We start from the raw sequence: 23,550 nt of genomic DNA, 5'->3' as shown, positions 1-23,550 counted from the left end.
ATTACAGCTCCTCACCCCTAAATTCTGATCAAATTGATAACCTATATACTCATTTCATGTTGAATTAATTGGATTATTTCTATGGTAAAAATTGTGGTTTCAGAGTAAATGCAACAAAAATAGGCCTTGATTAACGCTATAATGAAGGGTTTATAGTTTGTCCTGTGTTAAATGTTAATATTATTAGTAATGCAATGATTGACATGGTAAATAATGGTAATAGTACCGTTAATTTAGACCTTCCCAATCGCTTCAGAACAGAATATTAATAAAAAAATTTCCATTTTGTGAAGTATCACTAATCATTAGCTGATTAATCCAACTCACTTATTTTTATATAAATTTCACTCTTCAACAGCTAATTTTCTCGTTCTAGTATAATTTAGACATAAAAAAATGTCTGAAAATATAAATTCTACTTGCGATTTGGTATCGATCATGGATATCATTTGCCTTGTAGAATAAATGAAACCGAGTTCCATAAAATGGAACTTTAAAAAATATTAAAGCCAATATAAACTCAACAGCAAAGATCCACACAGCAGGAATACTAAATGGCGAATAAAACGGGTGAAGATTATTCTCTGGCTCGAGTACCTTTCAGTGCTCGTCGGCCGTTCTATGAAGTACTAATAATCCGAATTGGCTCACTTGCCTGTGTTTCACAGGTGATGTTAGGTGCAGCTCTCGGTTATGGGCTGACTTTTTGGCAAGCGTTTTGGGCCACAATGCTAGGTTCAGTGATTTTACAAGTTGTTAGCTGGGCACTAGGTGCGGCCGCGTGTCGTGAAGGAATGTCAATCAGTCTACTGTCACGGTGGTCTGGGTTTGGTAAGTTGGGCTCTGCTTTAATTGGTGGCGCAATCGCGATTTCACTGATGGGCTGGTTTGGCGTACAAAACGGTTTCTTTGCGGATGGAATGTATAAAGCGACGAATGTGCTAACACCAGGGACTTGGTCGCTTATTACAGGCATTGCGGTGACTGTTATTACAGTATATGGATATCGATTTTTATCTATTACTGCGAATATCTCAACGCCGCTATTTTTACTTGCATTAGTTTGGGCCACCTATAATTTGCTTTCAGGGCAGGATATTGGTGCGCTTATTAGTAGTACTGAACCATCAGGGCCTCTTATGACCATGCCCGCAGCGATTACCATGGTTGCAGGTGGGTTTATTATTTCCGCTGTTACAACGCCCGATATTAGTCGTTTTATGAAAAGCCCAAAAGAGGTTTTCTGGATGACTCTTATCGGGACTTTTTTTGGTGAGTTGTTAGTCAATATGATTTCTGTATTGATGGCACTTGCGTTGCATACTTACCAAGTATTTGATTTGATGATGACTTTAACAGGTTTGATTGGCGCATCAATTGTTATCTTTTCAACCATCAAAATGAATGATATCAACCTTTATTCATCATCATTAGGGTTTTCCACATTACTTAACGCTGTATTTAATAAGAAGTTTGATCGTCGTTATCTGACTTGGATTATTGGTATCTTGGGTACTATTGCTTCAATGTTAGGTATTTTAGATAACTTTATCGGTTTCCTAATCTATTTAGGCATCGCTATTCCACCGGTTGCTGGCATTATGGTGGTTGATTACTACTTATTGAAACGTGACCGTAAAGAGTTAGATATCACTAGAGCTAAAGGTGAACTCCCCTCAATGTGCGAAGCGTTTAATCCAATAACATTAGTTGTTTGGGGAATTGCTGTTGTAGTGGGGTGGCTAAGCTCTGCGTTAGGTCCTTTTAATACCGATTTTGGTGTGCCTGCACTTAATTCACTGTTGGTCAGCGCTGTTCTTTATTGGATTGCGATGCGTTGGCAAGCTCGAATTAAAGGCGTCGATACGGTGCAATTCCGTAAAGTTAATCATTCAGATTAAGGGTGAGGGCAATGAACCAAAACAGTGTGAAAGTTGCGCTTGCGCAGTTTAATTCAATGCTTGGTGACAAGTCAGGAAACTTACAACGGATGGCAGATTTTTGCCATCAGGCGGCAGAGCAAGGCGCTAAGCTAATTTGTTTCCCTGAATTGGCGACGACCGGCTATCGTGGTGATCTGTTGTCCACAAAACTCTGGGATCTTAGCGACAGCGTAGGTAGCGAAACCTATCAATTATTGAGTTCTCTTGCGACAAAATTAGATCTCACCATAGTGAGTGGTTTTGCTGAGCGGGGAACATACCTCGGGGAAGTTTACAATTCAGTGGGCGTTTGGACTCCCGGTTGCCATGAAATTAGTGGAGTCTTCCGTAAAGTTCATGCATTTGGTATTGAAAAACAGTGGTTTAATAGCGGAAATAGCTACCCTGTATTTGATACTCCCATTGGCAAAATTGGTGTCATGATTTGCTATGACATGGGATTCCCTGAAGTTGCACGTATTTTGACCTTGCAGGGAGCAGAAATACTGATTGCTCCTTCAGCATGGTGTATTCAGGATAGAGACATGTGGGATATTAATACCGCTTGCCGTGCGTTAGAAAATGGTTGTCATCTTCTTGCGGTTAATCGCTGGGGGAACGAAGGCGACCTACACCTGTTTGGTGGGAGTAAAGTACTTGGCCCTCGGGGACAAGTGCTGCATGAGGCAGGCTACGATAGCGAACAGCTATTGATAGGCGAAGTAGACTTTCAGGTTCAAGCACATACTCGCTTGAACATACCTTATTTGAGAGACCGAAAACCACATAGCTATCAGCAATTAGTACAAGCTCCTCAGTCTATGGGTGAACCATGAGTATTCTCTCAAGCGTTGTAGATGTCTATCGTTTATTTCTTCGTTCAGGCGATGAACTGACGGTAACGACTTTAGTCAATGAGTTAGGTATGCCTAAAAGCTCGGCCTCACGTTTATTAAAGCAAATGGCAGAGTACGGCTTACTCGAAAAGAAAAGTGATGCGCCTGTATATCGCCCAGGTTTAATTATTATGGAATTGGCTCATCGTGCTAGAGGAATGAATCCACTCATAGATATGGCACTTGAATCACTTGATCAATTAACCAAAGAAACAGGATTTACCACCTATGTTTCTTTAAGGGATAAAGACAAAGTTAGAGTGGTCCATGCACGTATTGGCAATAGTTTACTTCAAGTGATCACTCAACCGGGTACTAAATTACCTATAGCGGGTACCTCAACAGGAAAAGCATTATTAGCGCGCAACTCATTGAGTGAGCGTGAAATGATTATTTGCCAAGAGCCTCAAGATAAACAAGATAAGTTACGTCAAGAGTTAAATCAAATTGAAGAACGAGGTTGGGCTTATTCAATTAATGAATCTGTGGCGGGGGTTGCTTCTGTTTCGAGCACCGTTTATGACCCTTCACAAGGCACATTGTATGCATTGTGTTTGAGTTTGCCAGCGTCACAAATTACACCTGAATTATTAGAGCAGTTAGCTTCTAAAATATGTCATAAAGCATCCTACCTTGGCAGTATGGTGGGGGATCCTTATTGGCTGAAACGCAGTACCGAATTATAAGCCGTATCGAGTCATAAAAAATTATCAAATATAAATATTTGTAGTATGCAAATAGACTTTAAATAATTCGAGATGCAGGTAGGCGACAAGCGAAATTGTCGTAGGTGCATAGATAAACTATGTAACTCGGTTAGTTAAGCATAGTCACCGTACCTTAATAAATAGCTTTGTATCTTGAAATATGGCAGGTCTAGGCGCCTTCACCAGGAAAATAGTCAGTTCAATATCTGTCATCACTCTTTTATTAGGGTGATGGCTGGTATTGTTCTGAAAGTAGTAAAACCAAGGGAAAAATATGAGTTTAAAACAGACCCTGTGCGCTTACGAATTGATCGACAGCGCCGCTGTTAGTGGGGATGATATCGTTGCCTTGTTTAAGAATTTCACCGCAATTGAAGTATCTTCAACCACTGTACAAGATGAGAAAGGCCAAAGTGATTTTGTTCGCATTGTCATTCCAGGTTCCCAAGGGAAACGACAAGGCAAAAATGCGCCGACATTGGGTATTATTGGCCGTTTAGGCGGCATTGGTGCAAGACCCTCTCGGATAGGTCTTGTGTCAGATGCAGATGGTGCGATTGCAGCAATTGCAACAGCATTGAAACTTGCGAATATGAGAGAAAAAGGGGATATCTTGCTAGGAGATGTGGTTATTACGACCCACATTTGCCCAACAGCACCGACACGTCCTCACTCGCCAGTTGATTTTATGGATTCGCCGCTTAACGACGAGACCATGAATAAGTATGAAGCAATCCCTGAAGCAGATGCTATTTTGTCGGTTGATACAACAAAAGGTAATCGACTAATTAATCATAAAGGCTACGCGTTATCACCAACGGTCAAAGAGGGCTACATTCTGCCTGTTTCAGAAGACTTAATTCGTTTAATGGAATGGAGCAGTGGACAATATGCGGTGACTTTTCCACTGGCGGTACAAGATATTACGCCTTATGGGAATGGATTACACCACATCAATAGCATCATGCAGCCGTCTGTATCAACTCAAGTGCCAGTTGTTGGTGTCGCAATTTGCGCTCAAACAGTGGTACCTGGCTGCTCAACAGGGGCAAGCCATGAAGTCGATATTGCTGCATCCGTGAAATTTATGATTGAAGTGGCAAAAGAGTTTGGGAATGGTGATTGTCAATTCTATGATGAGGAGCAATTCGCCTTGCTTAAATCACTTTATGGCGATATCTCTTTCTTGCAAACTCATGGACTTTAACAATTTGACGGTAAGTTATTTGAAGTACAGTTAAGTGATAAACGAGTGAACGTAGTCACTGTACTTTAATAACAACTCCCAACGACAATTACCTTCATTTGAAGTGTCATCATTAAATTAAAAATAGTCACAGCTAGTCGCCCAAGTCATACAAATGTATGATTATTAAATTGAAAAGCAATTAGCTGTGCTCTATTAAACTGAGTTATTCTTGAGATGCTATCTCTGCACTTGTATTATTTACCGTACTGCTTTCAATCGGAATGATGAGATTGGCATGGTTCCCTTTAGGGCCAATATTAATACTAAAATTAACTCTCTGACCAGCCTTAAGCGTCCTGTAGCCATCCATTTGTATACAGGAGTAATGAGCAAAGATATCCTCTCCCCCATTTTCAGGGCAGATGAAACCAAAGCCTTTGGCATTGTTGAACCATTTAACTGTACCTGTCTCCATACATCGTCCTTCGTATTTACAAGTTGTGTTTGACATAAATGCGTAATTGCTACGCATCGACTAAGTATAATTACTCATGTTGACTGTCTGCAAATCATACTGTAGTGAATTGACTTAGTTCGTCAAGAGGTCAGTTTACGGATTTACAGTGAAGTGATAAAAATTTGATATGGCTAACGCTCTCTCTTTTGTAACTTTTGAAGTTGATCACAAAATATTGGGCATATGGGTTATTTTAAATTGCGTGTTACACTGTCAATATGGTGAATCAACAATTGATAGAATAAATGATTCTTACCGTGTTTTAGTGTTATCGTGATTAATAGAAATCATTGATAATAAAGACTATGCTTAATTGAACTTTAACTCTGAGCACGACAAGTAATGAGCGATTTTTTTGGTACATTTAAAACAGACATCATTTTTAAAGATGAAGTGGAGCAAGTTTTACAGCCTCCCTCAATGTATAAGGTTCTATTAAATAATGATGATTACACTCCAATGGATTTTGTTGTTGAAGTGTTACAAAAATACTTTTCTTTTGATGAAGAACGCGCTACACAGATAATGTTAGATGTCCATTTTCAGGGGAAAGGGGTTTGCGGTATTTTTACAGCAGAGGTTGCAGAAACAAAAGCAGCACAGGTGAATACCTACGCACGCGAACATGAATATCCTCTGCTTTGCACGATAGAAAAAGTGTAATTGGCTTAATATCAATTTTGGGAGGTGCTTATGCTCAATCAAGAACTGGAGCTTAGTCTAAACGTCGCATTTGCAAAAGCGAAAGACAATCGACATGAATTTATGACCGTGGAGCACCTATTGCTGGCGTTATTAAGTAATACGTCTGCTCGTGAAGCACTAGATGCTTGTAAAGTTGATCTTGTTGTCCTTCGACAAGAGCTTGAGCACTTTATTGCGCAAACCACGCCCTTATTACCAGAAAATGATAATCGTGATACTCAACCGACGTTGAGCTTTCAACGTGTTTTGCAGCGCGCGGTATTCCATGTGCAATCATCGGGTCGTAGCGAAGTGAACGGGGCGAACGTGCTGATTGCGATATTTAGTGAGCAAGAATCACAAGCTGCTTATTTATTGCGTAAACATGATGTCAGCCGCTTAGATGTGGTGAATTTTATCTCCCACGGCACGATTAAAGGTGAGGATAGCTCATCTCCAGAGCAAGATGCATCTAGCAATCAGGCTAATAATGAAGAGCAGCCTGTCTCTGATGATCATATGGATAATTTTACGACCAACCTTAATCAACTGGCTAAACAAGGGAAGATTGATCCATTAGTTGGGCGTCAAGCTGAGTTAGAAAGAACCATTCAAGTTTTATGCCGTCGCCGTAAAAATAATCCATTATTAGTGGGTGAGTCAGGGGTAGGTAAAACCGCTATTGCAGAAGGACTAGCATGGCGTATTGAGCAAGATGATGTCCCTGAAGTGATGAAAGGTTGTACGCTCTATTCATTAGATATTGGCTCATTACTGGCAGGAACAAAATATCGCGGTGATTTTGAAAAACGTTTTAAATCACTGCTAAAAATGCTGGAAAAAGACAGCAAAAGTATCCTGTTTATTGATGAAATTCATACTATTATCGGTGCTGGCGCGGCTTCCGGTGGGCAAGTTGATGCGGCGAATTTGATTAAACCATTATTATCTGGTGGGCGTATTCGAGTTATTGGTTCAACCACTTATCAAGAATTTAGTAATATTTTTGAAAAAGACAGAGCACTTGCTCGTCGCTTCCAAAAAATTGATATTGTGGAGCCTACCGCAGAAGAAACAGTTCGTATTATTAATGGTTTGAAACCGAAATATGAGTCTCATCATGATGTACGTTATACCGCTAAAGCCATTCAGGCTGCGGTAGATTTATCGGTTAAATATATTACAGATAGGCACTTACCTGATAAAGCGATCGATGTGATTGATGAAGCTGGTGCTAGAACGCGTCTAATTGCTCCTAGCAAACGTAAGAAAACGATCGGGGTTCCTGAAATTGAGTCAGTGGTTGCACGTATTGCAAGGATCCCAGAAAAAACGGTCTCTTCTAGCGACAAAGATCGTCTGAAAACGCTTGATTCTCGCCTGAAAATGTTGGTATTTGGGCAAGATAATGCCATTGCTGCATTAACTGAAGCGATTAAAATGAGTCGAGCAGGTTTAGGGCAAGAGCATAAGCCAGTAGGTTCGTTCTTGTTTGCAGGTCCAACAGGGGTTGGTAAAACAGAGGTTACCGTTCAGTTATCGAAAGCTCTTGATATTAAGTTATTGCGCTTTGATATGTCTGAATATATGGAGCGACATACGGTAAGTCGCTTAATTGGTGCACCTCCAGGCTATGTTGGCTTTGATCAAGGTGGTTTATTAACGGATGCGGTGATTAAGCATCCGCACTCTGTTGTACTGCTTGATGAAATCGAGAAAGCACATCCAGACGTATTTAATATCTTATTGCAAGTGATGGATCACGGCACACTGACAGATAATAATGGCCGTAAAGCGGATTTTCGTAATGTGATCTTGGTGATGACAACCAACGCAGGGGTGCAAGAAACACAGCGCCGCTCGATTGGTTTTGCCGAACAAGATAATAGCACTGATGCGATGTCTGAAATTAAGAAAACGTTCTCACCAGAGTTTCGTAACCGCCTGGATGGCATTATTTGGTTCAATTCGTTATCAATCGAGATCATCACGCAAGTCGTCGATAAGTTTATCGTTGAATTACAAGCTCAATTAGATGAAAAAGGTGTTTCAATTGAAGTGAGCCAAGCAGCACGCCGTTGGTTATGTGAAAAAGGTTATGATAAAGCGATGGGAGCCCGACCTATGGCTCGTGTGATCCAAGATAACTTGAAAAAACCACTCGCAAATGAATTGCTATTTGGTTCGTTAACGAATGGTGGTTCGGTCAGTATCGGGCTTGATGAAAAAAGTAATACACTGACGTATAACTTCAGTAGCGTACACAAGGCCTCTCCGGAGGATGCGGTATTCTAAACAATTCGAGGTGCAGCTAGGCGACAAGCGAGTGGAACGCTAGAAGCAAAGAAAACTAAGTGACTGGCGTGAGTCAACGTAGTCACTCTACCTTAACGAAAGCGCTGCCGCTGCAACTTGATATATGCCGAATATAGACCACAGGTGTGTTGTGCGTGCACACCACCTGTGGCTGTATCAGGCCCTGCCTGAAGTGATAGGATCAGCGGCTACGGAAAATGATACGGCCTTTGCTCAGGTCGTATGGGGTTAACTCTACAGTTACCTTGTCGCCTGTTAGGATGCGGATATAGTTTTTACGCATTTTGCCAGAAATATGAGCAGTCACCACGTGACCGTTTTCCAGTTCAACACGGAACATTGTGTTTGGCAGGGTATCCAATACAGTGCCCTGCATTTCAATATTATCTTCTTTGGCCATCTAATCCTCTAAGTCTAATAACCATGATTTTTAACGGGCAAGATAATGCCCAAAAACCCTCACTAAGTAAAGAAATGTCGCATTTTAAAGCGATTTTTCTTGAGTAGTAAGTGCATAAAATAACTAAAAACCAAAATTCATCACGTGAATAGTGGTGATATTTCAATCGATTGCGGTAACCAGCAGGCGGGATCAATCGCTTTGTTACGCCACCGATAAAGAATATGTAAAAAATCCCGACGGGATATTTCTTTTGCGCCTAATGAGGCGGTGTGGTGGTTAAGTACCTGACAATCAAAAAGCTGCCCATTATAGCGCAAAAAATGAAAATAGAATGTAATAAAAGCAACTTTAGATGCATCATCCATTCTACTGAACATAGATTCCCCACAAAATAGGAGCCCCATGTTCACGCCATATAGGCCGCCAACCAGCTCTTCACCATACCAAGCTTCTACAGAATGTGCGATACCTTGTTGGTGTAGACCCTGATATCCCGCGCGTACTTCAGGTAAAATCCATGTCCCTTCTTGGCGTATTGAGCAAGCTTCTATCACATCATTGAACGCGTGGTTAATGGTGACGCGATATTTTTGCTTTTTCAATATTTTTTTCATGGTACGGCTGATGTGTAATTCTCCGACCATTAAAACGGCTCGTGGATCAGGTGACCACCATAACGGCATTTCACCAGGGTTAAACCATGGGAAAATACCATCGTAATAGGCTGCCTTAAGACGTTCAGGCGATAAATCACCACCAATAGCTAATAAGCCATTAGGCTCCCGCATTGCCTCATGGACAGGCGGGAACAAGATAGAATCATCATCAAGTTGGTACATGATGAACCTCAAACAGCCTGTTGTTGCAAGTGACGTTGGCGAAATTGGAAATAGCGGCCTTTTGCCTCTAAAAGAGCTTGATGTGAGCCTTGCTCAACAATTTCACCGTTATCCATTACACAAATCATATCCATATTTTCTAGGCCTTGCATGCGATGAGTGATCACAACTAAGGTTTTATCCGCACATTTCTCTTTCAGTAATGTGAGGATCTGTTGTTCAGTTTGTGCATCAAGCCCTTCAGTTGGTTCATCCATTAAAATTAATGGCGCATCATGCAATAAGGCTCTGGCAATCCCTAAACGGCGCTGTTCTCCACCGGAGAGCTGTCTACCGCCTTCACCCATCCAAGCATTTAGCTTTTGTTCATTTTCCAGTAGATTACCAAGACCAACTTGTTCTAACACTTCATGAAGTTGTTTATCTGTCGCTTTATCATTTGCAAGCAACAGATTATTGCGCAATGTATCACTAAACACGTGCACCCGTTGAGGTACAACAGACATGATAGAACGCAGCGCTTGCTCGCTGTAGTCGCTGATATTGTGCCCATTAAGCTTTATTGAGCCACTGTTAACATCCCATGCACGGGTGAGTAACTGTAATAAGGTTGATTTACCGCAGCCCGTTTTTCCTAACAATGCAAGGTGTTGGCCTTGTTGTAGTGTAAGAGAAACATGATTTAACACAGCGAATGGCTGTTCAGGGTAGGTAAACGAAATATTGTCCACAACGAGGCTATCTAACTGAGTTAGCGAAAGCCCTTCGGCTGCAAAGGTCACTTCAGGTTTAGCGTCGATCAGCTGCGAAACACGCTCTGCGGAAGCAATCACTTGGCCCATATGTTGGAATGCTACGGCGACAGGCCCCAGTGTTTCGAAGGCTGCTAAGGCACAAAAAACAAATAAAGCAATAAGTGCGCCGGGGTTGGTATTACCACCGACGTGATCTGCCGCCATCCATAAAAGCAATGTTGCCGTGAAGCCTGAAGCAAACAAAATGATCGCTTGAGACAAGCCTGTAAGATCTGCTTGCTGTTGCTGGCGGACTTGCCATTGGCTCTCAATATTTGACAATGTTTGACGAAAGCGAGGTAGGGCGCCAAATAAAGTGAGTTCTGCTTGGCCCTGTAGTGCGGATGTCAGTACTGTTCGGTAGTGAGCACGTAATGCGGTTAATTCTTGACCAATAGGCTTACCTGCACGGTAAAACACAAAAGGTAGAGTAAACAAGAGAAACAGCATGACACAACCAAGTGTCCACGCTAAGCGAGGATCAAGAAAACTTAGCCCAAAAATAAGCACGAAAATAACCACAAATGCGGCAAAAATCGGCGATAAAACGCGTAAGTATAGGTGGTCTAACGTCTCAACATCGGCAACAAGGCGATTAAGAATTTCTCCTTGGCGGAACCGGCTAATCCCTCCGGGAGACAGAGGAAGAATTTTACTAAAGGCGAATACGCGTAAATGCGCCAGTACCCGAAATGTGGCATCGTGGCTGACTAGGCGTTCTGCATAGCGGCCAGCAGTACGGAAAATCGCAGCTCCACGTACGCCAGCGGCCGGTAGCATATAGTTAAAATAATACAGCCCCGGAAAGCCTGCGATTGCTGCACCCGCAAGGAACCAACCTGATAAGGTTAATAAACCAATACTTGCGAGCAAAGTTACAATGGCTAAGATCATACCTAATAAGATCAAAAACCAATGGCGGCGATAAAGTGCTAAAAAAGGTAATAGAACTCGCATTATCAAAGCTCCTCACTACGGTGAGCCAATAAACGGGCAAATGGCCCTTCACATTGACTCAATTCTGCATAATGACCACGCTGTATTATTTGCCCATTGGACATGACCCAAATTTGATCATAATTAACGGTTTCTTCAAGTAAATGGGTCACCATGATTGTGGTTTGTTGCTGGGCTAGCTGGTTGAGAGTATGCATAACACGTTGCTCACTATGAGCATCAAGACTGGCTGCGGGTTCATCTAAGAGCAGAATACGCGAAGGTTTTAATAGCGTTCGTGCAACGGCCACTCGTTGTGCCTGACCTACGGACAGCCTCGCTGCATAGTCACCTAAACGGGTGTTTAAGCCATCAGGTAACATAGGCAAAAATTCAGCAACATAGGCATCTCTTATTACTTGTGCTATTTCGGCCTCAGTTGCATCAGGTTTACCTAAACTGATATTTTCAATCAGTGTTTGCTCTGGTAAATGTGGGTTTTGACCAACCCAGCCAATTAGCTCACGCCATTTTTCGCTACAGAGCTGGTTAAGTTCATCACCGTTAATTTTAATCGAGCCTTGATAAGGTAAAAAACCTAACAATAAATTCAGTAAGGTGCTTTTGCCTGCACCACTTTGACCAACGAGTGCGATACGTTGTTGAGGTTCGATGGTGAAATCTAGAGGGCCAACCAACCGCTGCCCATCGTGAGAGAAAATCTCTAATCCCTCAGCTTGAATACGGATAGGAGCATTTTGCGGTGTTTTGTTGCCCATTTCCGTTTTTTGTTCGCTATCACTTTCCAGCAAAGTCACTAAGCTTTCAGCGGCACCAACAGCTTGTGCTTTGGCATGGTAATAGGTACCTAAATCGCGTAATGGCTGGAAAAATTCAGGGGATAAAATCAAGGCAAGGAAGCCAGCAAATAAGGTTACGGGTAAACCATAACTACCAAAGCTTAATTCACCGAGGTAGGAAAAACCAAAATAGACAGCAACAATTGCAATTGAAATCGATGCGAAAAATTCTAAAACCCCAGATGAAAGGAATGCCATACGCAGGACTTCCATAGTTCTTGAACGGAAGTCTTCAGTAGATTCACGAATTTGGGCAACTTCTGCTTTTTCCCGAAAGAATAGACGTAAGGTATCTAACCCACGTAGCCTATCTAAAAAGCTACCGCTGAGGCGACCTAAGGCGATAAAGTTGCGACGGTTAGCGTCAGCAGCGCCTAGCCCAACTAACGCCATAAAAATAGGGATAAGAGGGGCGGTAGCAAATAAGATCAATGCCGCAGCCCAGTTAAATGGGAAGATGGCAATTAAGATCATAATTGGAATGATACCAGCAAGGTACATTTGGGGCAGGTAGCGAGAGTAGTACTCCTGCATATCTTCTATTTGTTCTAGAACAATGGTTGCCCAGCTCCCCGCCGGTTTTCCTTTTACCCAGACAGGGCCTAAGTCTTGTAGCTTATTTAACACCTGTGTACGTACTTCTTGGCGTACCACTTGACCACAGCGAAAACCAACTCGCTCTCTTATCAAGGTCACCAGAGCGCGTAGCACAAACACCACTAACAGTAATATAAACGATGTTACTAACTGTTCTCGGGGAATATGTTCCATAATCAGTGCTTGTAGTATGACCGCTAAGAACCAAGCTTGCGCGATTATCAGTAAGCCACTCACAACGCCTAATAGCATAGAAATGCGTAACCAGCGTTTTGCTGACGTACTATGCTGCTTCAACCAACGTACCAATTCAGTCTGTCTTGTTTTATCCATAATGATTAGTGTGCAGGTGTAGTTTTATTGAGAATGTACCGCGCGCTAAACGTACGGCAACTTGAAGATCAACGAGCACGACGAGTATAGCAGCTTCTTTCTCATTTGTTACATAATAAAAGTCTGTTATTAAATTAGTACAGTGAGTTGTTAGTGAATTGTTTTTTAAAGGTAAAAATATGGTTGTGAGATAGGTGAAATGCATTTCTGCAAAAGGATAGATTATTTTTTAGTATGATTTCATCTTATTTAGAAATATCAAATTTCTTGAATATTATTTAAATAATAACCCATATAGATTATTTTATATTTTAGTAAAACAGGTGACCTTAATTAATAATAAGGTCACCTGAAAACGCAATATTTATTGTGGAATAATTTGTCGCCACTCTTTAGGTTTTAAATTAAATTGCCCATCTAATAATTTTTGCCAAGCTTGATCGCGTTCTTCTACTGATTGATAGTGATTAGCTTGTCTATCGACAATGGACCACGTGTCATGCTTTTCTTGCCAGATAATGCAATCAAAGCTACCACTGTCCTCTGATGCGTAGCACATAACCACATCATCTTGCCCGTCTTGGTTAGCATCAGCCATAAAACCCAGACAGTTGTATGAGTGATAAAGAGAGATACAGTAATATTCATGCTCTTTGTCTTCCATATCCCACCAACTCTTCGGTAGCTCTGCACTATTTTTAGCTAGAACCAAAACGTCTTCGAGTGATTTTTTAGGCTCATCACCATAGGAACTGTGCTCAAGTAATTTTTTGTATTCAGGATTTGATTTGAGTTTTTTAAGTGCTTGCTGACCATTAGGACCTAGCTCATCTAAATCATAGGCTAGCATCGAATCAACTTTGATTTTGCCATTGTCGATACCGGATAAAATACTGTTTAAAGTGATGCGTTTAAAATCAGCGATAGGGCTATTGATCACAAGTATTGTGCCAATTAACCCCAGTAAACCAAATTTGTTTATGGTGCCGAGTGAAAATATCCAATGCGTTCTTTTACGTAGTACGGCAATACTGTAAGCAAAGATAATAATGGCTAAAAATAGTGCAATTGTGAATGCATAGAGTCGCTCTATACTCCAGCTGTATTGGTTAACGCGAATAAGAATGCCGTAAATCGACAGTAGAGAGAAAAAATTAAGTAGCAGAACGCTAAACAGCACAAATGGATTTAACCATGCAGAGAATTGGTATGGCTGTGTTCCATTACCATACACTAAGTTAATTAAAATGATATTCAGGATCAAAAACCATAGCATAGCCGCAGAACCAAGGCCGGTGGCATTCATTCCTGTGAAATAGGAAAATATAAATCCAATCACAAAGACAATCGCGATAATATGTAAAATGATCAGGAAAAAACGAGCGATATAACTAATAAATTTACCAAATTGAAGCTCAAAGGTAGAACGTAAAAAAATCAGACCAATGTTAAAGCCAAGCGTAAACCCAGCCCATAATGTTAAATCATTACTGAGTAGCTGACTCAGTGATGACAAATTAACAATTTTGAATAAAAAATTGGCCAGTAAAATTAAGGTAACGAGTAAGCCCCCAATGGCTGAAGCAAAGATACCGAGTAGGGTGTTTTTGATGTAAAAGCCCATTAAACATGCATAATCAATTTTCCATGTTTTTTCGAGCTGACGCATTTGCATCCAAGGTAATAAAAAAAACAATAGGACAATCAAAGTCGTAAAGGCAATAAAGGGGCTCGCATCAGTACTGGACTCACTGTGTCTTGCGTGCCAAAGACTAATCCAGATTGTCAGTAAAATAATAATTAAGATATTAAGATAGAAAATCGCTGATTTAGCATTGGTAATGAGATAACTAATAGCGGAAGGAACAAATACAGCGAGCAATAATGGCAGATAAATAAATTGACCACTAAGGCCGCTTTCTTGCCTAACAGTGTAATCGGTAGAGTACAAAATAATTACGGATTGTAAAATGGCAAATAGAGCAACAACAATATAGGCATAACGGCTGATAGGCTCTTGCTGTCCCATGTGGGGTCCTTTCAAAATTGAATTGTGATAATCCCAAAATTATAGCGGGTGCAATAATAAAGCCTATAAAGTTACTCTGAAAAAGTGGAATAATTAGGAAAAGAAAAAGGCACCGTGGATGACGGTGCCTTCAGACTGCGGATAAACGTATTATGTTTGATACCTGACTGAATTAAATAGCGATAGAGCTATTTAGTATCACTTAAGCCATCAAGGTAGCGTTCTGCGTCCAGTGCAGCCATACAGCCTGTACCCGCAGAGGTAATTGCTTGACGATAAATATGATCCATAACATCGCCTGCTGCGAATACGCCTGAAACCGAAGTTTGTGTCGCATTGCCATGAGTTCCTGACTGCACAGTAATGTAACCATTTTCCAGATTTAGCTGACCTTCAAAGATGCCTGTATTTGGGCTGTGGCCAATAGCAATAAACGCCCCCATCACTTGCAGCTCTTCAGTTTCATCTGTTTTGGTGCTACGCAAACGTACACCAGTAACGCCCATATCATCGCCTAGCACTTCATCAAGGGTACGATCAGTATGCAGGACAATATTACCGTTTTTCACTTTATCCATTAAACGATCAACGAGGATTTTTTCGGCGCGGAAACTATCACGGCGGTGAATTAAATGAACTTCTGATGCGATATTCGACAGATACAGTGCTTCTTCAACTGCGGTATTACCACCGCCAACCACTGCGACTTTTTGGTTACGATAGAAAAAGCCATCACAAGTTGCACAAGCAGAAACGCCACGTCCTTTAAACGCTTCTTCTGATGGTAAACCAATATAACGTGCAGATGCACCTGTTGCGATAATTAAAGCATCACAAGTATATTCAGTTTCATCGCCAAACAAACGGAAAGGGCGCTGTTTAAGATCCACTTTATTGATATGATCTGAAATGATTTCAGTTTGGAATTTAGTCGCATGCTCATACATACGATCCATCAAGCTCGGCCCTGTAAGACCTTCAGGATCCCCCGGCCAGTTTTCAACTTCAGTGGTTGTTGTTAACTGACCACCTTTTTCCACCCCAGTAATCAGCGCTGGACTCAAATTTGCACGTGCAGCATAAACCGCCGCTGTGTATCCTGCTGGCCCTGAACCCAAAATGATTAACTTGCGATGTGTGGCTGTGCTCATGAATACCTCGTTTTTAATCCAAAAAATAGCAATAATGGGATTGTAGGAGAATTGGCTAGTTAAAAAAAGGGATTTAACGGCTAACTCGATTGTGATTAGCCTATTTTTGCGATAGACGATAGTCATTAAAGTGAAAATTTACTGTGGCAAGCATGTCCACATCACATGGCATAATTTTTAGGAATATTCTTGAAACCTGCCGGCGAAACGTTTGAATAGAAAAAAAAGCGAAATCTTGTACTGATTTTTATTCATTTGCTTTGACAATCGGCTGTGCATTTGCGAAAACATCTATGTAAGAGTTAATTATCTAGCAGGCCAATGTAAACGGTGCATTTTTGTTCTTGCCGGAAAGTTAACTTTACAACACTTATAACTTAACAAACAGGTAATCATTGTGGACAGGTTTTCTGTTCACGCCGATTTCAGCATTGCGCATAAAATTTGCTCCTGAACACGAATACCTAAATAAATAAAGTATGAGCGAGGATGGTGCTGTTTTATAGGTGTGGAAAATAACAATTAGAGAAAGAGAGATAAAGAGATGATTGACAATAAAAAGCGTCCAGGAAAAGACCTTGACCGTATTGATAGGAATATACTTAACGAACTTCAGAAAGATGGACGTATTTCGAACGTAGAATTGTCTAAACGTGTTGGTCTATCACCAACGCCATGTTTGGAACGTGTTCGTCGTCTGGAGAGACAAGGGTTTATTTCTGGTTATACCGCATTACTGAACCCTCACTACTTAGATGCATCACTATTGGTTTTCGTTGAAATTACCTTAAACCGCGGTGCGCCAGACGTATTTGAACAGTTCAATACTGCGGTTCAAAAACTGGAAGAAATTCAAGAGTGTCACCTTGTTTCTGGTGATTTCGATTATCTGTTGAAAACGCGTGTGCCAGATATGTCCGCTTACCGTTAATTACTTGGAGAGACTCTACTGCGTCTGCCGGGTGTAAACGATACTCGTACATATGTAGTTATGGAAGAAGTTAAGCAAAGTAACCGTCTGGTTATTAAAACACGCTAACAGCCTTCGATAGTCTCATTCTGCACAACATTATTTTTTGTTGTCGCACTGCAGTTTCAACGCTGAGTTTACTCAGCGTTGTTCCGTTTTAGGGGCAAACCCGATATCGACAGTGATTTTCTCTAACTAAGTTTCTACAAGACAGTGGCAAATCGCGATGACTTTTTCTGAAAACATCTCAAATAAGCTGAACTTTTGATTTCAATATATTGATATTAAAGGTATAAATAATTAAGATTTTTAACGTTAAATAGAAATTGAATCCTCTACTGTAAGATGAAATACTGCATCTTACAGTGTCTACAGTCGTTTAGTTTGCCATAGAGGCAACAAGTCACGCATAACAAGGTGATTGGTGTTAGAATGACTTTGACTATTCCGCTAATCATCATTGCGAAATTGCGAGTTTTTGTTAATTCATCTCGATATTGGTGACACCATCGGTCAGAAAGTAAAGAAACAGTAATGAGCCAAGAATATACAGAAGACAAACACATTCGGTTTAAAAAACTCAGTAGCGGAAGACGGCTACTTGAGGTCATTTTGCTTGCTATTTGCTTAAGTGCCATTTTCTTAATGGTGGCATTGGTCAGCTTTAGCCCTTCTGATCCTAGCTGGTCACAAACCACATGGAATGCGCCAGTCAAAAATTTAGGGGGAAGTGTTGGTTCATGGAGTGCAGATATCCTCTTTTCTGCATTTGGAATATTAGCTTTTGCTATCCCTATTTTATTGCTATTAGGCTGTTGGACAATTTACCATTATGAGAGCCAACGTCGTTATATCGATTTCTTTTCGCTTTCATTACGGTTGATTGGTGGTTTAGCGCTGATTTTATCCTCATGTGGGCTTGCCGCACTGAACTTTGATGATTTACCAAACTTCTCTTCAGGAGGGGTGATAGGCAGTGTCTTCAGTAATGCAATCATGCCATGGTTTAATTCATTAGGGGCTACGCTGGCGTTGCTATTTTTATGGGCGATCAGTTTCACACTATTTACGGGATGGTCATGGCTCACCATTGCCGAAAAAATTGGGGCTGCGGTATTAATCCCATTAACATTAGTGACCAATCGCGCACGCGGCGACGATAATGACGATTATGAAGTCGAAGAGGCTGAAGATGCCTTACAGCGAGCTCAAGAAGCTGAACGTCAAGCGCTGGATGACATGCAGGCTGATGATGATGTGCTCTTTTCAGCACCCACAATTAGTGAGTTAGCATCGTCACAACAAATAGAGACTGAAGAACTTCCGACAGAAACTGCCCCCGTTGAAATTGTCACACCAACAGCATCTGCAACACCAGCAAGCACCGCAGAGCCAGAAGAGGAACTACCTTCGTTCTCTGCTATTGAGCAGCAAGAGGCTTATCATTTTGAAGTGCCTGATGACTATCAGCCTGTTTTATATGACAGAGATTATCAATTTAAAAATGTTGAGCCTGAGCAACCGGTAGCTCAAGCCCAAACTGAGACTTATACTCATCAGCCAACTGCAAATGAGAGGGTAAACGAAAATGTTCGTCACCCAGTCAATGATAGTCGAGACCAAACAACGCATTGGGAGACCCCGAGCCACCAGCCATCGGCATCAATAAATAGCCAAGGTAGTGAAACTGCAACGCCTTCAATGCCAACTTCATCTGTTAGCGATGCAGTGGTACAAGCAAGTGGTCAATCGGTAGCTGATAGGTTAGCGAATCCAGCAGCATTAGCTGCCGCAGGTATCTCAGTTGCTGCACTCGAACGCCATGCACAGGTGAAACAAAACCTTGAGCCTGAATTACCTCGGCCAAATCCTGTGCGTTTACCAACGCGTAGAGAGTTGTATGGGATCCGTATTCCATCTCAGCGCGATGCGGAACTACAGCGTCGTAAAGAAGAAGCAGAACAACGTGAACAAGTTTATCAGCAATGGTCTGCGACTGATGACAAAACTCGCCAACAACAACAGGATGATGCTGAGCAAGAAAATATGCTTAGGGAGCAGTTCTTGCAACAACAGCGCGAACGTTATGGGGTAGAGGAAGATGGAGCAGAGGAAGATATACATAATGAGCTCGTTGAGCCTACATCTTCCTTTAGTGCGCAGGTTCAGCCACAATCTGAAACCATTGATCCTGTGATCCCTAGCTATACACAACCAGAAATTGAGCATCGTTGGCCTTCTGCTGCATCACCGACTGAGCAGGTAGAACCGCAAACTCATCAGTTTAAACATGTTGCACATGACTTTTCTGCACATGATGAGAACGAAGAAGCTGATTATCGCGTTGAGCCTAAGTTTGATTTTAGTGAACATATCTCTGTTTTAGATAGCTTTTCACCTGTTGATGATTTGGTTAATGATGAGCCCGCAGATCCTTTATTTATGCCATCATTTAGTGCAACGGCGGTATCTAATCCACCAAGCCATCCTCAAGAAGAAGATTTTAATAGAAATGTGACGTCTGCACTGGATACTTCAGCTAGTCAAGGTCACACTTTTGCGCCGCAACAGCCGCAACAGCCGCAACAGCCGCAACAGCCGCAACAGCCGCAACAGCCGCAACAGGATAGCTTATTCCACCCATTCTTAGTGCGTAACGACCAACCGTTGCCTAAGCCAACGACCCCGATGCCATCGCTCGATCTATTGACTAGTCCTCCTGCACAAGAAGAACCTGTCGATATGTTCAAATTAGAGCAAACGGCTCGGTTAATTGAGGCTCGTTTAAATGATTATCGTGTTAAGGCTGAAGTGGTTGGTTTCTCTCCGGGGCCAGTTATCACGCGCTTTGAGCTTGATTTAGCCCCAGGGGTAAAAGCGGCTCGTATTTCAACGCTATCTCGCGATCTCGCGCGTTCACTTTCAACCACCGCAGTAAGGGTGGTTGAGGTGATCCCCGGCAAGCCTTATGTAGGGCTTGAATTACCTAATGAAAAACGTCAAACCGTTTATTTAAGAGAAGTATTAGATTGCGAGCAATTTAGGCACAATCCATCGCCATTGACGATGGTATTAGGTAAAGATATTGAAGGTGATCCGGTTATTGCTGATTTGGCTAAAATGCCTCACTTATTAGTCGCAGGGACAACGGGGTCAGGTAAATCCGTCGGGGTCAACGCGATGATCCTGAGTATATTGTATAAATCTAAACCTGAAGACGTACGTTTTATCATGATCGACCCGAAAATGTTGGAGCTTTCAATTTATGAAGGGATCCCGCATTTGCTCACTGAAGTTGTGACGGATATGAAAGACGCGGCTAATGCATTGCGTTGGTGTGTCAATGAAATGGAACGTCGTTATAAACTGATGTCAGCGTTGGGTGTACGTAACCTTGCGGGTTACAACGATAAAATTAAAGCAGCCGAAGAAATGGGGCGTCCAATTCCGGATCCACACTGGAAACCAAGTGACAGTATGGAAATGGAACATCCAATGCTGAAAAAAGAACCCTATATTGTGGTCATGGTGGATGAGTTTGCGGATCTGATGATGACAGCGGGTAAAAAAGTGGAAGAACTGATCGCTCGACTGGCACAAAAAGCACGTGCGGCGGGGATCCACTTAGTATTAGCCACTCAACGTCCATCGGTTGATATCATTACAGGTTTAATTAAAGCGAACATACCAACACGTATTGCATTTACTGTTTCAAGTAAAATTGACTCACGTACCATTCTTGACCAAGGTGGCGCTGAATCATTATTAGGTATGGGGGATATGTTATATCTGCCACCTAACTCATCGATTCCTATGCGTGTGCACGGTGCCTTTGTGCGTGACCAAGAAGTTCACGCGGTGGTAAATGATTGGAAAGCACGCGGTCGCCCGCAATATATCGACAGCATTACAAAATGCAGTGAAGAAAGTGAAGGTGGCGGGTATGATAGCGCTGATGAAGAACTGGATCCCTTATTCGACCAAGCGGTAGAATTTGTGGTTGATAAACAGCGCGTGTCAATTTCAGGCGTTCAGCGCCAGTTCCGTATTGGTTATAACCGTGCTGCACGTATTGTTGAGCAAATGGAAGCACAAGGTATTGTTAGTGAGCCGGGGCATAATGGTAACCGAGAGGTACTTTCTCCGCGGCAAGCTGATTACTAGTCAAGGGCATAATATCAATTAGGTACCAACAAAAGGTCTTTGTTCGATGAAAAAAATGATGTTATTGGGCGCTTTAGCCTTGAGTTTACATATCGGCTCAGTACTCGCAGATGCCAGCCAAGATCTTCAGGAACGACTGAATAAGGTCAATAGTTTCCACGCGAGCTTTTCGCAAAAAGTGACCAGCCCTGAAGGTGATTTAATACAGGAAGGCGTTGGTGAGCTTTGGTTGCAGCGACCTAATTTATTCAATTGGAATATGACATCACCTGATGAAAGTGTATTAGTTTCAGATGGTAAAAACTTATGGTTTTATAATCCTTTTGTCGAACAAGTCACGGTGACTAATTTAGCTGATGCGACACAAGACACGCCATTTTTATTAATTACTCGTAACAATCCATTAGATTGGAAACAGTATTCAATCATTCAACAGGGTAATACGTTTGATTTGAAGCCTAAGCTGACCAATGGCACATTAAAACGTTTCTCAATTACCGTTTCCCCTGAAGGGACCATTGAGAAATTTGCGGCTGTTGAGCAAGATGGACAAACCAGTGCCTATCAGTTGAAAGAACAGAAAAATGGTAGCGTCGATAAAAGTAAATTTACTTTTACAGTACCGAAAGGCGTGACATTGGATGATCAACGCTCAGGTGGTAAATAAGAGGAAATAGTGGGTAACCTGTCTCTCGATTTTTCACAAAATGAATTTCAACCTTTGGCCGCACGTATGCGTCCAGAGGTACTTGAACAGTATATAGGCCAAAAACATTTATTGGCTGAGGGTAAACCGTTGCCGCGTGCGATAAAAGCGGGCCATTTACACTCAATGATTTTGTGGGGGCCTCCGGGGACAGGTAAGACGACATTGGCTGAAATTATTGGCCATTACGCCCAAGCGGATATTGAACGTATCTCTGCGGTCACTTCCGGTATTAAAGAGATACGCGAATCCATCGAAAAAGCACGCCAAAACCGCAGTGCAGGTCGTCGAACTATTTTATTTGTCGATGAAGTTCATCGCTTTAACAAAAGCCAGCAAGATGCTTTTTTGCCTCATATTGAGGATGGTACGATCACTTTCATTGGTGCTACGACAGAAAACCCCTCTTTTGAACTCAATTCTGCACTATTGTCACGTGCGCGAGTGTATCTACTCAAATCTCTCGATGTTAGTGATATCGAAGAGGTGCTATTACAAGCAATGGGTGATGCACAGCGTGGCCTTGGTGGACAAAATATCATCCTACCTGACAGTACTCGTAAACTTATCGCTGAATTGGTTAATGGCGATGCTAGGCGCTCGCTTAATCTACTCGAAATGATGGCTGATATGGCGGAAAGTGATAGCCACGGTCAACGGGTGCTTACTGCTGAATTGTTAAAAGAGGTGAGTGGTGAACGAACAGCGCGTTTTGATAACAAAGGCGACCGTTATTACGATTTAATTTCGGCGCTACATAAATCAGTGCGTGGCTCAGCACCTGACGCTGCTTTGTATTGGTATGCACGTATTATTACCGCCGGTGGTGATCCTCTGTATGTTGCTCGTCGCTTGTTAGCGATTGCCTCTGAAGATGTGGGCAATGCAGATCCACGAGCGATGCAAGTGGCTATTTCAGCATGGGATTGTTTTACTCGAGTGGGTCCTGCTGAAGGTGAAAGAGCGATTGCTCAAGCAATTGTTTATTTAGCTTGCGCACCTAAAAGTAATGCAGTTTATACCGCCTATAAAGCTGCATTATCAGATGCACAGATGCAGCCTGATTATGATGTACCGGCTCATTTGCGTAATGCCCCAACTAAACTGATGAAAGAGTTGGGTGCAGGCAAAGGGTATCGCTATGCACATGATGAAGACAATGCCTACGCTGCGGGTGAAGTGTATTTCCCTCCTGAAATGCAGCAAACTCAGTATTACCACCCAACAAATCGTGGTTTAGAAGGCAAAATAGCCGAAAAATTAAACTGGTTAGCGCAGCAGGATCAAAATAGCTCAACAAAACGCTATCGCTAATGTGGGCAATGCGGTAAGGTTATAAAGCAATATTTTTTTATAAATTTTAAGCCGCTGAAATACTATACTCTAAATAATTCGAGGTACAGTTAGGTGACAGCTAAATGAGCCGCTAGGCGCATACATAAGTATGTAACTGGCGCGAATGAGCCTAGTCAACGACATGAAGTATGACGAGTATAAACGGTTTGAAATGGTGTGAAGAGAATAACGCCGGAGTGCG

16 protein-coding genes and 1 pseudogene are annotated in these 23,550 nt (G+C 41.9%); 10 read left to right on the top strand and 7 right to left on the bottom strand.

What is annotated here, in order from left to right; genetic code table 11:
* Positions 1-554: 554 nt before the first annotated feature.
* The 4 genes from M1E96_RS14800 to M1E96_RS14785 all read left to right on the top strand — a co-directional run bounded on the left by M1E96_RS14800 (position 555) and on the right by M1E96_RS14785 (position 4,732).
* Positions 555-1,901, top strand: a complete 1,347-nt coding sequence (locus M1E96_RS14800) for a cytosine permease (protein ID WP_070924921.1) — start codon at positions 555-557, stop codon at positions 1,899-1,901.
* 11 nt (positions 1,902-1,912) lie between these two features.
* Positions 1,913-2,758, top strand: a complete 846-nt coding sequence (locus M1E96_RS14795) for a nitrilase-related carbon-nitrogen hydrolase (protein ID WP_070924920.1) — start codon at positions 1,913-1,915, stop codon at positions 2,756-2,758.
* Positions 2,755-3,504 carry an IclR family transcriptional regulator gene (locus tag M1E96_RS14790; RefSeq protein WP_070924919.1) on the top strand — a complete coding sequence of 250 codons (750 nt, stop codon included), beginning with the start codon at positions 2,755-2,757 and terminating at the stop codon, positions 3,502-3,504. Before M1E96_RS14795 ends, M1E96_RS14790 begins: the two co-directional genes overlap by 4 nt.
* Positions 3,505-3,799: 295 nt before the next feature.
* Positions 3,800-4,732, top strand: coding sequence for a DUF1177 domain-containing protein (locus M1E96_RS14785; RefSeq protein WP_369427195.1), 933 nt, complete (start codon positions 3,800-3,802; stop codon positions 4,730-4,732).
* Between the two features lie 205 nt (positions 4,733-4,937).
* Here the strand turns inward: M1E96_RS14785 and cspD are convergent, their stop codons facing one another.
* Complete coding sequence (gene cspD, locus M1E96_RS14780; RefSeq protein ID WP_140180524.1) at positions 4,938-5,189, bottom strand: cold shock-like protein CspD; 252 nt, start codon at positions 5,187-5,189, stop codon at positions 4,938-4,940.
* A 384-nt stretch (positions 5,190-5,573) separates the two neighbouring features.
* Here cspD and clpS point away from each other — a divergent pair, with 384 nt between their 5' ends.
* Positions 5,574-5,894 (top strand): ATP-dependent Clp protease adapter ClpS, encoded by a 321-nt coding sequence (clpS, locus tag M1E96_RS14775; RefSeq protein ID WP_070924917.1) that lies wholly within the window; start codon positions 5,574-5,576, stop codon positions 5,892-5,894.
* A 30-nt stretch (positions 5,895-5,924) separates the two neighbouring features.
* Positions 5,925-8,210 (top strand): ATP-dependent Clp protease ATP-binding subunit ClpA, encoded by a 2,286-nt coding sequence (gene clpA, locus M1E96_RS14770; protein ID WP_272581017.1) that lies wholly within the window; start codon positions 5,925-5,927, stop codon positions 8,208-8,210.
* Between the two features lie 202 nt (positions 8,211-8,412).
* On the opposite strand, the gene infA is transcribed toward clpA, so the two are convergent.
* The 6 genes from infA to trxB form a co-directional block, all read right to left on the bottom strand.
* Complete coding sequence (gene infA, locus M1E96_RS14765; RefSeq protein ID WP_004244560.1) at positions 8,413-8,631, bottom strand: translation initiation factor IF-1; 219 nt, start codon at positions 8,629-8,631, stop codon at positions 8,413-8,415.
* A gap of 140 nt (positions 8,632-8,771) precedes the next feature.
* Positions 8,772-9,473, bottom strand: coding sequence for a leucyl/phenylalanyl-tRNA--protein transferase (aat, locus tag M1E96_RS14760; protein ID WP_272581016.1), 702 nt, complete (start codon positions 9,471-9,473; stop codon positions 8,772-8,774).
* 8 nt (positions 9,474-9,481) lie between these two features.
* Positions 9,482-11,224 (bottom strand): cysteine/glutathione ABC transporter ATP-binding protein/permease CydC, encoded by a 1,743-nt coding sequence (gene cydC / locus M1E96_RS14755; RefSeq protein WP_140180522.1) that lies wholly within the window; start codon positions 11,222-11,224, stop codon positions 9,482-9,484.
* A gap of 2 nt (positions 11,225-11,226) precedes the next feature.
* Positions 11,227-12,993, bottom strand: coding sequence for a cysteine/glutathione ABC transporter permease/ATP-binding protein CydD (gene cydD / locus M1E96_RS14750; RefSeq protein WP_272581014.1), 1,767 nt, complete (start codon positions 12,991-12,993; stop codon positions 11,227-11,229).
* 364 nt (positions 12,994-13,357) lie between these two features.
* Positions 13,358-15,022, bottom strand: coding sequence for a DUF4153 domain-containing protein (locus M1E96_RS14745; protein WP_272581013.1), 1,665 nt, complete (start codon positions 15,020-15,022; stop codon positions 13,358-13,360).
* 188 nt (positions 15,023-15,210) lie between these two features.
* The gene (gene trxB / locus M1E96_RS14740) at positions 15,211-16,173 is read right to left on the bottom strand and encodes a thioredoxin-disulfide reductase (protein ID WP_337979530.1); all 963 of its coding nucleotides are present in this window, start codon (positions 16,171-16,173) and stop codon (positions 15,211-15,213) included.
* Between the two features lie 544 nt (positions 16,174-16,717).
* Between trxB and lrp the strand changes: the two are divergent.
* The 4 genes and pseudogenes from lrp to M1E96_RS14720 all read left to right on the top strand — a co-directional run bounded on the left by lrp (position 16,718) and on the right by M1E96_RS14720 (position 23,327).
* Positions 16,718-17,212, top strand: a pseudogene (gene lrp, locus M1E96_RS14735) (leucine-responsive transcriptional regulator Lrp).
* A gap of 465 nt (positions 17,213-17,677) precedes the next feature.
* Positions 17,678-21,307, top strand: a complete 3,630-nt coding sequence (locus M1E96_RS14730) for a DNA translocase FtsK 4TM domain-containing protein (RefSeq protein ID WP_369427194.1) — start codon at positions 17,678-17,680, stop codon at positions 21,305-21,307.
* Positions 21,308-21,353: 46 nt separating this feature from the next.
* Positions 21,354-21,974 (top strand): outer membrane lipoprotein chaperone LolA, encoded by a 621-nt coding sequence (gene lolA, locus M1E96_RS14725; RefSeq protein ID WP_140180871.1) that lies wholly within the window; start codon positions 21,354-21,356, stop codon positions 21,972-21,974.
* A gap of 9 nt (positions 21,975-21,983) precedes the next feature.
* Positions 21,984-23,327 carry a replication-associated recombination protein A gene (locus M1E96_RS14720; RefSeq protein ID WP_070924910.1) on the top strand — a complete coding sequence of 448 codons (1,344 nt, stop codon included), beginning with the start codon at positions 21,984-21,986 and terminating at the stop codon, positions 23,325-23,327.
* The last annotated feature ends 223 nt before the right edge of the window (positions 23,328-23,550 follow it).

The sequence above is a fragment of the Providencia sp. PROV236 genome (assembly GCF_033676985.1).
Taxonomy (GTDB): Bacteria; Pseudomonadota; Gammaproteobacteria; order Enterobacterales; family Enterobacteriaceae; genus Providencia; species Providencia manganoxydans.
Note: the sequence above shows the minus strand (reverse complement) of the source record. Positions and strands in the feature narration are given on the sequence as shown.

Excerpts from the sequence above, each read along its gene's own strand:
- lolA (WP_140180871.1), top strand. The coding sequence starts at position 21,354 with ATGAAAAAAATGATGTTATTGGGCGCTTTAGCCTTGAGTTTACATATC.
- trxB (WP_337979530.1), bottom strand. The coding sequence starts at position 16,173 with ATGAGCACAGCCACACATCGCAAGTTAATCATTTTGGGTTCAGGGCCA.
- aat (WP_272581016.1), bottom strand. The coding sequence starts at position 9,473 with ATGTACCAACTTGATGATGATTCTATCTTGTTCCCGCCTGTCCATGAG.
- cydD (WP_272581014.1), bottom strand. The coding sequence starts at position 12,993 with ATGGATAAAACAAGACAGACTGAATTGGTACGTTGGTTGAAGCAGCAT.
- M1E96_RS14800 (WP_070924921.1), top strand. The coding sequence starts at position 555 with ATGGCGAATAAAACGGGTGAAGATTATTCTCTGGCTCGAGTACCTTTC.
- M1E96_RS14730 (WP_369427194.1), top strand. The coding sequence starts at position 17,678 with ATGAGCCAAGAATATACAGAAGACAAACACATTCGGTTTAAAAAACTC.
- infA (WP_004244560.1), bottom strand. The coding sequence starts at position 8,631 with ATGGCCAAAGAAGATAATATTGAAATGCAGGGCACTGTATTGGATACC.
- cydC (WP_140180522.1), bottom strand. The coding sequence starts at position 11,224 with ATGCGAGTTCTATTACCTTTTTTAGCACTTTATCGCCGCCATTGGTTT.
- M1E96_RS14785 (WP_369427195.1), top strand. The coding sequence starts at position 3,800 with ATGAGTTTAAAACAGACCCTGTGCGCTTACGAATTGATCGACAGCGCC.
- M1E96_RS14790 (WP_070924919.1), top strand. The coding sequence starts at position 2,755 with ATGAGTATTCTCTCAAGCGTTGTAGATGTCTATCGTTTATTTCTTCGT.
- clpS (WP_070924917.1), top strand. The coding sequence starts at position 5,574 with ATGAGCGATTTTTTTGGTACATTTAAAACAGACATCATTTTTAAAGAT.
- M1E96_RS14795 (WP_070924920.1), top strand. The coding sequence starts at position 1,913 with ATGAACCAAAACAGTGTGAAAGTTGCGCTTGCGCAGTTTAATTCAATG.
- M1E96_RS14745 (WP_272581013.1), bottom strand. The coding sequence starts at position 15,022 with ATGGGACAGCAAGAGCCTATCAGCCGTTATGCCTATATTGTTGTTGCT.
- cspD (WP_140180524.1), bottom strand. The coding sequence starts at position 5,189 with ATGGAGACAGGTACAGTTAAATGGTTCAACAATGCCAAAGGCTTTGGT.
- clpA (WP_272581017.1), top strand. The coding sequence starts at position 5,925 with ATGCTCAATCAAGAACTGGAGCTTAGTCTAAACGTCGCATTTGCAAAA.